Raw genomic sequence first — 15,108 nt, forward strand, 5'->3', positions numbered from 1 at the left:
TGTCCCTTTGGTTAATCTCAAACTCCAAATACCAAATACCAAATACCAAATACCAAAATACAAATTCCAAGAACTCTGCAGATCTTCGATTCTCATGTTTTGGAATTTGGAGTTTGAAATTTGTGATTTAAAAGAGTCGCTACTCAATAAAGGATATAGTAATTTTTTCAATTAAGGATTGAGCGGTATTTGTTCGAGTCCGGTAGATTCAATCAAACCGAAAATAATATTCATGTTCTGTACCGCTTGTCCGGCAGCGCCTTTCATAAGATTATCGATTGCCGAAACGGTAATGATTTTATTTGTTCGCGGATCGTAGGTTACGTGAACATCGCAGTAGTTGGAGCCCCTCACATTTTTCAGGCTGGGTGAGCTGTCAAATACCCGTACAAAATGCTCTTTTTCAAACACAGAGTAATAGAGCTCCTCAACCAGCTCAACCGACATCGGTTTTTTGGGTGTGCTGTAGGTTGTGGTTAGAATTCCCCGGTCGATAGGTAAAAGATGAGGAGTGAAGAGTACTTCGGTTTGAAGATTGGTATAATCGTGAAGTACCGACTCGATTTCCGGTGTATGGCGGTGATTCAACAGTGAATATGCTGAGAAATTGCCGAACAGATCCGGAAAATGAGTACCGGGCTTGGCTTTGGCACCGGCACCGGTTACGCCTGATTTTGCATCTACAATAATTCCTTTCGATTCAATATAGTCGTACTTAATCAGCGGAGTAAGCGGAAGAATAGTCGACGTAGGGTAGCAGCCGGGATTTGCTATCAGCCGTGCATTTCGGATTGTATCCCGGTAGAGTTCCGGCATGCCGTACACAGAGTTTTTGAAATAGATTTCAGCACTGTGCTTTTTCTTATACCACTTCTCGTAGATCTCTTTAGATGGCAGGCGGAAATCGCCCGATAGATCAATCGTTATAAACTTGCTCAGTCCGTGCTCCTTTACAAAACTCATGGATACACCGTGAGGGAGGGCTAAAAAAACCAGGTCGACATCATAGTTGTCGATGTTTTTCACACTCTCCAGCTTCATATCTAAAATATCCATCAGGTGTGGATGGATTTCACTGACATTTTTACCGGTCTGACTTTCGCTTGTTATAAATTCGATGGTCACATCGGGATGGTGTATAAGTAACCGTAACAGCTCTGATCCTGTGTATCCCGTAGCGCCAACGATTCCAATTTTGTATTTAGACATAATATAGTCTTGAGTATTGAGTCGTGAGTACTGAGTTTCTTGTGAAATTAAGGCAAATGTGAAAAGTGAAATGGCAAAAAATTCAAATTTTAAAACATCGAATTTAGAACCAAAAACACTGTTTTGATATAACTTGATACCTGGAAGCTGAAAACTGTTTTCACTTTTCACTTTTCACTTTTTTCTACTTCTTTAATCGATTCGACCAGGACATCAATCACTTTGTCGATCTCTTCTTTGCTGATAATAAGTGGTGGGACGATCCGAATAACTACATCTGAGGCGCAGTTTGAAAGGACTCCGCGTTTCATCATCTCCACGACAACCTCTGCACCCGGAAAGTTAAGCTCAACGCCTATCATCAACCCAACACCGCGAACCTCTTTGATAGCGTCCCAGTTTTCAGAAAGATCACGCAGTCGCTGCATCATGTAATCGCCGCGAACACGGGCTTTTTCACAAATACCTTCCTCTTCAATTACATTCAATGTTTCAAGAGCAACAGCGCAGGCCAGCGGATTTCCGCCGTAGGTTGTGCCGTGATTTCCATAATCAAAGGCATCGGCGGTCTTCTCTTTTGCCAGAACAGCACCGATTGGAAATCCTGACCCGAGCGCTTTAGCTGAAGCTACGATATCGGGTTTAATTCCATAATTTTGATAGGCGTACATTTTACCGGTTCTCGCGATTCCGGTTTGAACTTCGTCTAAAATCAGAGGGAAATCATATTTATCGGCCAGGTCGCGTGCTTTCTGAAGAAACTCCTTGCTCACCGGAACAATGCCGCCTTCGCCCTGAATTGGCTCCATCACGATGGCAATGGTCTGATCGTTCACCCGGTCTTCCAGAGCTTTCACATTATTGAACTGAACTCGTTCAAATCCGGACGGTATTGGATCGAATCCGTTTTGATATTTATCCTTTCCCATGGCAATAGTACCCAGGGTGCGGCCGTGAAAGGAGTTACCCATCGAAATGATGGTCCCGGTCTTTCCATTATTTGAAGAATATTTTCGTGCCAGCTTGATAGCTCCCTCTACCGCTTCTGCTCCGCTGTTGCAGAAAAAGACACGGTCCAGTCCGGAGACTTTCACAAGTTTCTCAGCCAAATCGCTCTGCGGCTCATTGTAATAGAAATTGGAGATATGCATCAGTTTGGCAGACTGCTTCTGAACCGCTTTTACAATGCGCGGGTGGCAGTGGCCCAGACTGTTAACGGCAATGCCGGCCAGGGCATCGATATATTCATTTCGTTCGTCATCCCACACCTTACAGCCTCTTCCTTTTATCAAAGTAATGGGATATCGTTTGTAGAGATCAAAGTGGTATTTGTCAGCTTTCTTTTTGGCAGGCTGTTTGCCAATCAGTGATTTCGCCACTTTTAAAACTTTTCCGGATGTTGACATGGTCGTAGTGATTTAAAACTGTTTATCTGAGTTTAAAACTTATTTAGCGCGTTCACCGGTTGAGGTTGTTTTTGAGAGTGTCCCCCTTTTGAAGGGGGCAATGGGGGATGATAGAGACTTGATTTGGGTCAAACATTAAAAATTTGGGTGAAATCAATACTCATCTGGTCATCCCCCTGCTCTCCTCCCGAAAGTTTTCGGGATCGGGATCGCTTTCCCACTTCTAAGGGGGACTATTTCGATATTTTAAATCCAAAGGGTAAACGCGTTTAATTAATCAGATATTTAAAAGTTCAATTTTGTATGGTTGTTCCCACAGATTCTTCCGTGAGTAATGTACGCAATAAGCTATCTTCTTTCATCCCATTGATTATATGAGCTGATTTCACCCCTTTGTTGATTGCGATAATACAGGCTTCAATTTTCGGGATCATTCCTCCCTGTATTACCGTACCGAAAAGATTGGCCGCTTCTTTGGGTGTAAGCGTTTGAATGATCGACTCGGGTTGATCGATATCTTCCAGAAGTCCGTCGATATTGGTCAGGGCAAAGAACTTTTCAGCATGGAGTTCTCCTGCAAGATGACCGGCAAACATATCTGCATTAATGTTATAGCTCTTACCGTCTTCTCCGATCGAGACAGGAGAGACCACCGGAATATATCCGGCTTCAGCAAGCGTGTTGATCAGTGAGGTGTCTACCTTTAAAACATCACCGACGTACCCGAGATCGGTTTGATTTTCTTTTCCATCCACTGTTTCGGTATGATATCGTTTTTGGGCCGTGACCATTGCTCCGTCTTTACCGGAAATACCCACAGCTTTCACACCGGCGTGGTTTAGCAGTCCCGTGATCTCTTTATTGACCATTCCGCTCAAGGCCATTTCAACATAACCCATCGATCTGGAATCTGTTTTACGGTGTCCGCCTACAAATTCTGATGTAACCCCCACATCATCCAGAAGCTGTTTGATCTCAATGCCGCCACCATGTACGATTACCGGTTTTGCCCCGATTGAGTGAAGGTAGGCGATCTGCGATACGATCTGTTTTTTGGTTTTTTCATCCGTCAACGCATTCCCGCCGGCTTTAATGAGAATGGTTTTACCGTGCAGCGATTCCCGAAGATGCGACTGAGCTTTAAAAGTAAGCGTTTGATTTGCTGTCAATTTTGACCGGAGACTTAGAATTTGGATTAAATCTTATAAAACCTGCATCAATAATCTAAACAGGTTGAAACTCATTAGAGTTCATCAGGATAGGGAGAAATAACTTGGGAGTTAAAAGTTGTGATGTTAAAAACGTAAAGAGTTTAAAAAGAGAAAAATGGTGCAAACCTGAAATTTAATACGCATTAGTAAAAAGAGCAGGCCGGGATATCTGTTTTCCGGAGGATACAATATAAAATAAAACTGAGTGAAAGATGATACATCTGAATCTGATCAAAAAACATGTTTTAAGGATAGAAGCCATCAAGAAAATCACATCGGGACTCCTCCTATTATCTTTCATAATGATTTTTATGGGTGGAACAGCTGCGGCACAAACTACCTTCACCGTTTCAAACACGGACGATTCAGGAACGGGTTCTTTTCGATGGGCGATTGAGCAGGCAAATTCGGAAGCTGGTTCATCCATAATCAGTTTCAATATTCCCGGATCAGGTCCGCATACCATTCTGATTTCTACTCCTCTTAACCCGATTCAGGAGCAGGTAACCATAACCATGATGAATCAGGATGGATATGAGGATATCCCGGTTGTGATGCTTGATGGATCTGTTCTATCAGATGGAAATGGGCTTGAAATTCAGGCAGAAAATGTATCAATAGAAGGACTATCAATCATAAATTTTCCTGGAAATGGTATCTACTTAAATGGTGCTTCAGGTTCTGAGTTAACCCGTAATTTTTTGGGGGTTGAAACGGATGGTGTGACTGCAGCAGGTAATGGTGAATCGGGAATTCTGATCTTGAATGGTAATGATGTAATTCTGCTACAGAACATAGTATCAGGTAATGCCGTGCACGGAATTTATATCGATGCCTCAGTTGATTTAGACATATTTGAATCCGACGTAAAGAGGACTCAGATTTTAGAAAATAGAATTGGTACAGATTATGATGGACTAACTGCTATTGGTAATGGTGGCAATGGTATACGGATTGATGACAGCCCGGATAATCTCATCTCCGGGAATTTAGTTTCCGGGAATGGAGTATCGAGCACTAACCGATCAGGAATTCTTCTGAATTTCTCACTTACAACGGCAAATGTGATCGAAGAAAACAGGATTGGTACTACTCAAAGCGGAAACTCGCCACTTGGAAATCTTGGCAATGGCATTGCTCTGAATTTTGCTCCCGGAAATCAAATTCAGAATAACATCATTGGTTCAAATAATACAGCAGGAATTACATTATTTCAGCAGGCAGACGATAACCAGATTTTTGGAAACAGTATTGGTATAGGGGAAGATGGAGCAACTGCGCTGCCCAATCAGGTGAACGGTATTTCCATTGTTGGTTCAAAAGATAATGAGGTTGGCAGTTCACTGAGTGAGCATTCAAATACCATAGCCTATAATCTCGCCAATGGAATAACAATTTTAAATTCAGATGAACTGGAATCAATAAATAATAAAATTATAGGTAATTCTATTTTTTCGAATGCCGAGCTGGGCATTAATCTGGCTCAAAGTGAAACAGACAATACCGTCAGCGAAAATGATGTATTGGATGATGATGAAGGGCCAAACAGACTCCAAAATTTTCCTGACTTAGCATCTGCTACATACATTGATGGAGATACTTCTTTAGACATTACATATTCACTTTCGTCAGATCCCACCCATTCATCCTATCCTGTACAAATTGAATTTTTCAAAACAAATACTGGGGAGCGCCAGGGCAAGGAGCAGCTCGGTACAGATTCCTATTCGGAAGCCGATTATTCCTTTGGTGAAAAAACCGTTAATCTCCCCATTCCTGCTGATGTTACGTTCGAAATCGGCGACAGGATTGTGGCTACCGCCACCGACAACCAGGGAAATACGTCTGAGTTTTCGGATGCTATTTTTGAAGAAGTGGTTTTGGGACCGGAAGACTTCATTGTAGTAAATACTAATGATTCAGGTGAAGGGTCTCTCCGATGGGTTATTGAAAATGTCAACTTATCGACTGAAGTGAGAACTGTCACATTCAATATACCGGGTGATCCGCCATACACGATTACACCGCAATCCCCATTACCTATAGTAGAAAAACCGGTAACCATAAACGGAGCATCACAACCGGGATATATTGACGGCTCTCTTAATCCGTCTCCTATCATCGAGCTGTCGGGGATAAATGCGGGGACTGCAAACGGAATTGAAATTCGTGGAGGTAATACTCAGATTCAGGCCCTGGCAATCAATCATTTTTCAGATGCAGGTATCAGTATTAGCGAAAAAGGCGGTAATGAGATTATATTTAACTTTATTGGGACAAATATTACAGGAGACACTGCAGCTTCAAATGGGTCGGCGGGGATTTTTATTGACGATGTTCCCGATAATGTAGTATTTGGCAACTTAATATCCGGCAACAATACGGGTATTTTTGTTCAACAGCCGGGAGCAACTGGGAATGTGCTTGAGGGAAATACAATTGGATTGGATGTTACGGGTTCAGTGGCCATTCCAAACGAGGTGGATGGAGTTCGTTTAGCTAACGGGCCGAGTGGAAATGGTGTTGTAGATAACTTTATATCGGGGAATGGCGGCAAAGGTATATATGTGCTCGATATTTTAGGGCTAGGGACATCAAACAACACATTAAGAGGTAACATTATTGGTACGGATGCACTTGTAACGGCAAGGGTTCCAAATCAAAGTGACGGGATTCGAATTGAACAGTCTGACAATAATCAGATTTATTCCAATGTGCTTTCCGGAAATAATAGCAATGGAATTGAAATCAGTGGAGTCCAAAGTACCGGCAACCAAATTTCCGGTAATATTATCGGCTTGGGGGAAGACGGTGAAACAAAGCTAGCGAATCTGGGTAGCGGAGTTGCTTTGATCGGAGCTGTAGACAACACAATTGGTGGTACCGAGTCTTGGTCTGGAAATCTTATATCAGGGAATGGTGGAATTTTTGACAGCTTTCTTTACAGAGCGAGCGGGTTGCTTCTAACCGGAGGTGCCTCCGGAAACAGGATCCTGGGAAATTTCATTGGAACAGATTTAAATGGTGATCCTTTATCGGATACCGGTAATTTTGGTGATGGAATTAAAATAGAGGAGGGATCCAGTAATAACACTATAGGACTTGATGAAGCAGAGTCGGGAGTGGGTAACATCATTGCAGGCAATGGAGAAGTTGATGAAAGTGGTATTGCCATACTCGGTGAAAATTCACTGAATAACCGTATTTCGGGAAACTCAATTTTTGAAAATTTCACTACCGGTATCGATCTGGGATCTGACGGTAATACAGAGAACGATGCGGACGATTCCGTTACAGGGCCTAACAACTTACTCAACTTTCCGGTGCTTTCATCAGCCGTGTATGACGATGCAGCTACTGAGTTGACAGCCACGTTCTCCGTTCCGTCCGTTCCGGCCAACTCTGATTATCCGCTGCGCATTGAATTCTACAAAAACAATGGAAACAGGCAAGGTGAAGTTTATTTAGGTTCTGCACAATATGAAGCAGCCGATTTTGGATCGGATAAAGAAGTTGTGATAACAGTTTCAGAGGGTGATCTGATTGCGGTGGGGGATGAAATCACGGCACTGTCCATTTCGGCAACCGGGAATACATCTGAATTCAGCGGAACAGTATTGGTTGAAAGCACGCTTACATCTCCCGATATCCCCGTACTGGTTTCACCTTCGGATAACGCCACCGAAGTTTCAGTTGCTCCGCTTTTTACCTGGCAAACGATTGAGGGTGCAGAAACCTATGAGTTGCAGGTGTCTACAGTCTCGGACTTCTCTTCCACGGTTCTCAGTGAGTCCGGAATCACTGCAACAGAATTCCAAGCACCGCAACTGTCTTATACTACTGGATACTTTTGGCGGGTAAGAGCTGTCAACGAAGCCGGACAGAGTGATTGGAGTACTGTATGGAGCTTCACGACGGAAGCAGAGCCTCAGAGTCCGCCGGAGGTAGTTGTGCTGAGTTCACCTGCAGATGGAGCTGTGGATGTGCCGATTAGTCCAACGCTAAATTGGGAGGCCTCAGCCGAAGCGGCCAGCTATATTGTGCAGGTTTCGCGGAGCAGTGATTTTGCCTCTCCGGTTGTGGACCAAAATGGAGTTACGGCAACCGAACTTGATGTTGCCGATCTGGATTATGAAACATTCTACTACTGGAGAGTGCGAGCGGTGAACGGAGCAGGCCAGAGTGATTGGTCCAATGTTCGAAGTTTTACCACTGAAGAAGAACCGCTGAGTCCGCCTGAAGTTGTGGTGTTGAGTTCGCCTTCGGATAATGCCAGCGAAGTGTCAATTGCTCCGCTGATTACATGGCAAACTTCTGCGGGTGCAGAAACCTATGAGCTGCAAGTGTCCACCGTTTCGGATTTTTCGTCCACGGTTGTGAATGAAACCGGGATTACCGGTACGGAATTTCAGGCACCTCAGTTATCCTACGAAACGAATTATTTCTGGAGAGTGAGAGCCTCCAATGCTGCGGGTCAGAGTGACTGGAGTACGGTTTGGAGTTTTACAACCGAAGAAGAACCGCTTAATCCACCGGGTATTGTGATTTTGACGTCACCTTCGGATGGGGCTACAGATATCTCAACCGGTGTTACGTTTTCCTGGCAAGAGGAAAGTTTGGCTGACTCATATCAGATTCAGGTATCTGAAGACCAACAATTCGCTACTTCTCAAGTTGATGAGCAAGGGATAACTGGAACATCGTATGATGTAAACGGTCTTTCACCATCCACTTCATATTATTGGAGAGTTCGCGCACAAAATGAAGATGGAACAGGTGATTGGTCTTCCACATGGGCATTTGCTACGGCGGATCTTACACCTCCAATCTCTGTAACCGTTTCGGTTCAAAATGGTAGTCCAAGAGTTACATGGGATGCCGGATCCGGCGGCAGTAGTTCTAATGTAAATGTATACAGGGGAATTACGGCTTCTGCGCTTGAACTTGTTGAAACTGTAGCAGGAGGGGAAAGTGAATATCTTGATTCTTCTGCACCATCAGGACCTCTTTTCTATGCAGTGACTGCTGTTACATCAGAAGGGCAGGAATCAGACTTTTCGGAAGTAGTTAGCTACTACAGTGAAGCGATTAACGCGACAGCGGAGTGGCAGCTTGTGAGTCATCCTGTAAACTCTGTCAGCCTGAACGCTTCCGGCGCTTTGGTCTATGGCTTTAACCGTGTGTATCAGTCTGATACAAATCTTGAATCCGGCAGCGGTTACTGGATTAAAAGTGATACGCCTCTTGAGCTGACTGTTGCAGGACAGGGAGCTACAACGCTGAACCTTGAACTTAATGAGGGATGGAACTTAATCGGAGCTCCTTCGGGCAGCGCTCAGATTTCTGCTTTGGAAGATCCCGGTTCGATTTTGCCCGGATCTCCGGTCTACCGGTTCAATAATGGAAACTATGAATCGGTTTCTGAAATTGTGGCCGGAAGCGGATACTGGATTTTTGCGGATCAGCCGGGAACTATTACGGCTAACGTTGACCTCACCCCTCAGGCAGCCGGAAAAACAACGGATTTCATTGCCGGAAGGGTGGAGAATGCTCCGGTTAACAGACTGATTGTATCCCAAAACGGATATTGGGAGGAGATCATAATTATGGAGTCTCCTCTGACACAAAAACAGGAATATCGGTATATGAAGCCACCACAGGCACCAGAACCGAATCTGGATGTGAGAACCGTGAATCATCTTTTTGCAGCTGATGAATCCATTACAGAACTGAAGGTGATTTCAAATTCATGGCCTGTAATGCTGAATTTCCGAAGCGATTTTGAAACTAATCAAGCCCTGCGAATTCACCTGAAGGATGAATCCGGCGCTCATATTACACGTGAATTGGCAGATGGCGGAGAACTAAGCCTGGAGGAACCCTATCCATACATTGCTGTTGAGCTCATTACTTCAGAAGAGATGGTGACTGAAACAACGCTTGAACCCGGCTATCCAAACCCGTTCAATCCGTCAACAAATATTAGATACAGGCTTTCGCAACAGGCAGATGTTACTGTAGAGGTTTACGATACCGGAGGCAGACGTGTGGCGATGCTGGTTAATCAACAGCAGCAACCCGGAACCTATACGGTGCCGTTCAACGCTTCCAACCTTGCATCCGGGATCTATTTTGTACGAATGCAGGCAGGAGCATTTACAAATATTCAGAAACTGACACTTATAAAATAAAGGGCTGAGAAATGAAACGATCGAATATCATTGGAATATTGCTTTGCATAATGCTTATCACGGCCGGCTGCGGAACCACCGACTCCGGTGACGATGGTGATGATCCACCGGTAACCACTACATATACACTTTCAACAACGGCATCACCACAGCAGGGAGGAAGCGTTACACCATCATCCGGTACATTTGACGAGAATGAAAACGTATCAGTATCTGCTCAAGCCAACGATGGTTGGGTATTTGATTCCTGGACGGGGGATATTCAATCTACCGATAACCCGTTAAATTTTTCGATCACGGCCAATACCAGCCTGACAGCTAATTTTACCGATGTAAGTTCTCTTTATGTAGCAGATTTAACAGCCACAAACGGGCCCGATCAGATTGTAATGAGTTTTGGCCAGCAGCAAGATCCGTCTTCTGTTGAAGCGCCGCCTGTTCCTCCTGAAGGAGCTTTTCACACCTGGTTTGTAAGAGATGAGGAGAATCTCTTCACCGACATTTTGGACCAAACGCTTACTCAGGTGAGCTGGCAACTGAATCTCCAGCCCGGAGACGAAGATATCGTAAACCTCGAGTGGAATATCGATGTGGAAAAGGCCAATGGTACACTCACATTAACGGATCAATCGGAAACTTTTTCAGTGGATATGTTCTCAGAGAGCAGCTACCAAATCGACGCGTCTCAGATGAACGTGTTAATTATTGAATATGAACTTCAGGTTGATTAAACAGCAGGATTAACCACGGAGTCGAAAAGGCCGCAGAGGTTTTGATAGCCACTGAGACAGGGAAAACGGTCGGGACTAAAAATATTCAGTGTTTTCCGTGCTTCCGTGGCTAATGAGAAAAATTTTAGTGTTTAATACGCTCTTAACACTCCCCTGAATTTCAAAAGCAATGCTTTGCATCCTTTCTCAATTTTTCCCCTCTCAAGAGGGGTGCTTTTATACTAACGACAAGCCCAATCCGTCCACGCTCCAGGTCGATATTGGTGATTTCCACATTGATGATATCACCAACTGAGACCACATCGTGCGGATCTTCCACACGCTCTCGGCCTTTGCTCATGTTGGAGATGTGAAGCAGGCCGTCCTGCTTTACACCGATGTCGACAAAAGCGCCGAAATCGACCACGTTGCGAACCGTTCCTTCCAGCTTCATACCGGTTGATAGATCTTCCATTTTCATCACATCCTGGCGCAGCAGCGGTTTTGGAAGAGATTCCCGGGGATCGCGGCCCGGTTTCTGAAGATTTTCGATAATCAATTCCAGTGTGGGTACTCCGACGTCAACCTTTTGGGCTATCTCTTTTTTATTGATATTGGCAAAAGCGGATTCAATTTTCTTCTGCTCGGACGAGAGTTTTTCAATGTTGATACCAAACAGGTTGCACAGTTTTTCAGTGGCCTCATAGCTTTCCGGGTGGATCGCGGTGTTGTCGAGCGGATGCTCCCCGTCGGGAATTCTCATAAAACCGGCTGCTTGCTGGAAACGAAAATCACCCACGCCGGAGATCTGTTTGATCTGCTCGCGGTTCAAAAACTTCCCTTCCTTTTCACGGAAGTCGACGATTTTTTTGGCAACATTCCGGCTCAGCCCGGAGATATGTGTCAGCAGCGGTGCACTTGCCGTATTCAGGTTCACGCCAACTTCGTTTACGCAGCTCTCTACAACATCATCCAGCTTTTTCGCCAGTTCGGTCTGATTAACATCGTGCTGGTAAAGACCCACACCGATCGACTTCGGATCAATTTTTACCAGCTCGGCCAGCGGGTCCTGCGCCCGTCGGGCGATGGAGATATTTCCGCGCTGCGGTGCATCCAGATCGGGAAACTCCTCTCGCGCCACAGTAGACGCTGAGTAAACAGAAGCTCCCGCTTCACTGATAATCAGGTAGTTGAGATTTTCATCGTTTTTGGAATCTTTTCGTTTCTGAATCACATCAGCAATAAACTGCTCGGTCTCACGGCTGGCCGTTCCGTTTCCGATGGCGATCAGAGTCACACCATATTTATCAATTAGCTGGTTGACAACCTTGGCTCCCTGCTCCACCTTATTCTGTGGCGGGGTAGGGTAGATGGTTGTTCCTTCCTGATACTTTCCAAGTTCATCAATGACGGCCACTTTACAGCCGGTGCGGAATGCCGGGTCAACTCCCATCACAACCTGATTTTTCAATGGCGGCTGAAGCAGCAGATTTTTCAGATTGGTAGCAAATGTCTGGATCGCGTGCTCATCAGCCTGCTCGGTCAGCTCGTTCCGAAGCTCTCTCTCCAATGAAGGCATCAGCAGTCTCTTATAGGAATCCTCAACGGCATCCTGAAGGTAGGGAGTGAAGATCGAGAGATCATTGGTGATTACTACATCGTCAATACTGTCGAGTGTGCGGCTGTCATTCAGCTCCAGGTTTATAAATAGCACATTTTCACGCTCTCCGCGATTCAGTGCCAGAATCTGATGCGGTTTCAGATACTGAACGCGGTTTTGATAATCGTAATAGTCCTCAAAATTTGTACGACCCTCAACCACGGGATTTTTCTCCGATTTGATCACTCCCTGTTTGCGAATAATGGTTCGAAGCTTATCCCGGACTTCTACAGATTCATTGATCCATTCGGCTACAATATCCAGTGTAGTTTTTAGGACAGTTTCAGCATCCGGCAGCTCATGCTCTTCGCTGATATACTCTTCGGCATGTTTGAGGGGATCGCCTTCAGTAATGTTCTGATCCCAGATCTTCTGTGCCAACGGTTCAAGGCCTTTCTCCTTGGCCATGTCGCCACGGGTCTTTCGTTTTCTTTTATATGGAAGGTAGAGATCCTCCAGTGTCTTCAGGTCTTTGCAGGCAGTGATTTTCTCACGAAGTTCATCCGTCAGTTTATCCTGTTCATCAATAGCTTTCAGAATGGTTTTCTTTCGATCCTCCAGGGTCCGGTGAAATTCAATTGCATCACGAACGGTTCGCAGCTGCACTTCATCCAGTCCTCCGGTAGCTTCCTGCCGATAGCGGGCGAGAAACGGGATGGTGGCTCCCTCGTCTATAAAATCAGCAACGGTTTTAACCTGCTTTGCTGAAAAGTTGTTTGCTGATGCAATGTGACTGAAAATCTGAGAATCGGTCATTGTGGTGTACTTCTAAAAATTATGTATCGAAAATGAGAATTGATGATACGGTTTTGTAGAGGTTCAAATCAAAAAAGTTCAAAGATCCGTTTAATAGAATTTTCGGGCTGAACATTAATCCCCTTTTTTACAAGATCACGTTACGAATTATCGAAATTGAAAAATAGTCGGAAAAAAAATGAAAGTTTTTTGCGGAAGCTTACGCTTACATCATTAAAGGAATAAAAATCTACCGGAAGTGCCTCAAAAATCAATTATCGGCTTATTGTTTCTTCTTTTCTCGCTGTACGGTGTACAGGATGCGTTAGGGCAGTTTAGTCAATTTCTCGAAGAATCTGACATTGACAGAGTTGCTGCAGGCGGCAGTATTGGTGTTACCGCAAGTGCGTACTCAGTTGACGGAATTGAAAACAGACGTGCACCGGGCATGATTCAGACGAATGCCAATATGAATTTTAATCTGTTTGGGTTTAGTTCCGGAATTAATATGAACTACTCCACAGATGATTCCAAGTTTCGTCAGAACATGAACAGTCTCAGTTTTAATGCCAATTGGAAATGGCTGAATGTTCAGGCCGGCGATGTAAACAGTCGCTTTTCGGAATACGGATTGGGTGGAGCAACGATTCGAGGTGGATATATAAGAGCAAATCCCGGAAAATTTTTAGTGGAGTTGACCGGTGGACGGTCAAAAAGAGCTGTCAGGCCAAGTTTAGAGTCCGGTTTTAGGAAACCGGCCTTTGAGCAGTGGGCGGGAGCTGTGAAAATCGGTTACGGCAATACATCAACCAATTATTTTCACTTAAGTACATTTTATGCCAAAGATGAAAGGGAATCCATTACAGGTACTAATTTAGAAATTGCTCCCAGAGAGAACCTGACACTAACTCCCGATTTTCAGGTTCAGTTTTTCAATGGGCGTTTTACAATTGCGAGTGAAGTAACGGCATCACTTTTTACGCGGGACTTAAACAGTTCTGTTGTATCGATGGATGAAGTAAATATTCCTTCCTTTTTCACATCAATTTTCACTCCCAGAACAAGCAGCCGGTTCAACTATGCGGGTATGGCGGATGCAACACTGAACCTGGATTTTTTCAATTTGGGGCTGGGTTACGAGAGAATTCAGCCCGGATTTGAATCACTTGGCCGGGGAACCGTTCGGGACGATCAAGAGAGAATTAAAGTCAGTCCGACGTTGCGATTAATGAACAATCGTATCAACATCAGTTCAAACATTTCACTGGGGCGAGATAATCTGTTGGGCAACAGGGTACAAACACAAACCAATACGAATGCCAACTCCAATATCCAGTTTATCATTACTGATTATTTGAATGTTAATACCACGTATGGCTTGGTTCTGAATAATATCACGGCAGAGGAGATCGACGGGCAGACAACAGGGAGCAGTCAGTCTCAAATTTCACATAACGTAATGCTTCAGCCAAGCCTCACACTCCGCAGGGAAGAGACGACACATAATATCTCCTTAACCGGCGGATATATGAGTATTGAAAGCAAGTTTGATAATCAGGGAGGAGCTCAGGCCGACAGCTACGCATCGGAATCTATTACTTCTGCATTAAACTACGCCATTACATTGCCCATAGGTATTACCATAAACTCGTCTGTTAACTATATGACAAATAGCTCTGATGGTATCGAGATTCAAAATATGGGACTGAACCTGGGGACCAGCTACGCCTTTTTTAACAGGAGTTTAAACGTCAGTGCGAATGCAGGAATTAACCGGAATATAAATGAAAGAGAAGGTCCGGGCGGTAATTTGATGGAAACAGAACTTCAGCAATTAACAGGAAGCCTGAACTCCTCATATAACCTTACAGAAAAGGACTCTTTTAATATAACTCTGCGCACCAGAAGCAACAGTGTGTTAACCGGCGCGGGAAGAGAGTTCACGGAGCTTGAAGGAAGTTTCAGATATCAAAGAAGATTTTAATC

7 protein-coding genes are annotated in these 15,108 nt (G+C 44.4%); 3 read left to right on the forward strand and 4 right to left on the reverse strand.

Features of this window, described 5'->3' with window-relative positions:
- Nucleotides 1-171 precede the first annotated feature (171 nt).
- The 3 genes from argC to argB all read right to left on the reverse strand — a co-directional run bounded on the left by argC (nt 172) and on the right by argB (nt 3,784).
- A complete protein-coding gene (gene argC / locus U5K35_RS11770) occupies nt 172-1,209 on the reverse strand; it encodes an N-acetyl-gamma-glutamyl-phosphate reductase (protein ID WP_322571658.1) in 1,038 nt (345 codons plus the stop codon).
- Between the two features lie 167 nt (nt 1,210-1,376).
- Nucleotides 1,377-2,615 (reverse strand): aspartate aminotransferase family protein, encoded by a 1,239-nt coding sequence (locus U5K35_RS11775; protein WP_322571659.1) that lies wholly within the window; start codon nt 2,613-2,615, stop codon nt 1,377-1,379.
- A gap of 293 nt (nt 2,616-2,908) precedes the next feature.
- Nucleotides 2,909-3,784 carry an acetylglutamate kinase gene (argB, locus tag U5K35_RS11780; RefSeq protein ID WP_322571660.1) on the reverse strand — a complete coding sequence of 292 codons (876 nt, stop codon included), beginning with the start codon at nt 3,782-3,784 and terminating at the stop codon, nt 2,909-2,911.
- A 254-nt stretch (nt 3,785-4,038) separates the two neighbouring features.
- On the opposite strand from argB, the gene U5K35_RS11785 reads away from it, so the two are divergent.
- Nucleotides 4,039-10,017: a right-handed parallel beta-helix repeat-containing protein gene (locus U5K35_RS11785; protein ID WP_322571661.1), complete on the forward strand. Its 5,979-nt coding sequence runs from the start codon at nt 4,039-4,041 to the stop codon at nt 10,015-10,017.
- A gap of 11 nt (nt 10,018-10,028) precedes the next feature.
- Nucleotides 10,029-10,748, forward strand: coding sequence for an InlB B-repeat-containing protein (locus U5K35_RS11790; protein ID WP_322571662.1), 720 nt, complete (start codon nt 10,029-10,031; stop codon nt 10,746-10,748).
- A gap of 160 nt (nt 10,749-10,908) precedes the next feature.
- On the opposite strand, the gene U5K35_RS11795 is transcribed toward U5K35_RS11790, so the two are convergent.
- Nucleotides 10,909-13,143, reverse strand: coding sequence for a Tex family protein (locus U5K35_RS11795; protein ID WP_322571663.1), 2,235 nt, complete (start codon nt 13,141-13,143; stop codon nt 10,909-10,911).
- 238 nt (nt 13,144-13,381) lie between these two features.
- Between U5K35_RS11795 and U5K35_RS11800 the strand changes: the two genes are divergently transcribed.
- Nucleotides 13,382-15,106, forward strand: coding sequence for a hypothetical protein (locus U5K35_RS11800; RefSeq protein ID WP_322571664.1), 1,725 nt, complete (start codon nt 13,382-13,384; stop codon nt 15,104-15,106).
- The last annotated feature ends 2 nt before the right edge of the window (nt 15,107-15,108 follow it).

Origin of the sequence: Rhodohalobacter sp., assembly GCF_034521535.1 — a bacterium.
Classification (GTDB): Bacteria; Bacteroidota; Rhodothermia; order Balneolales; family Balneolaceae; genus Rhodohalobacter.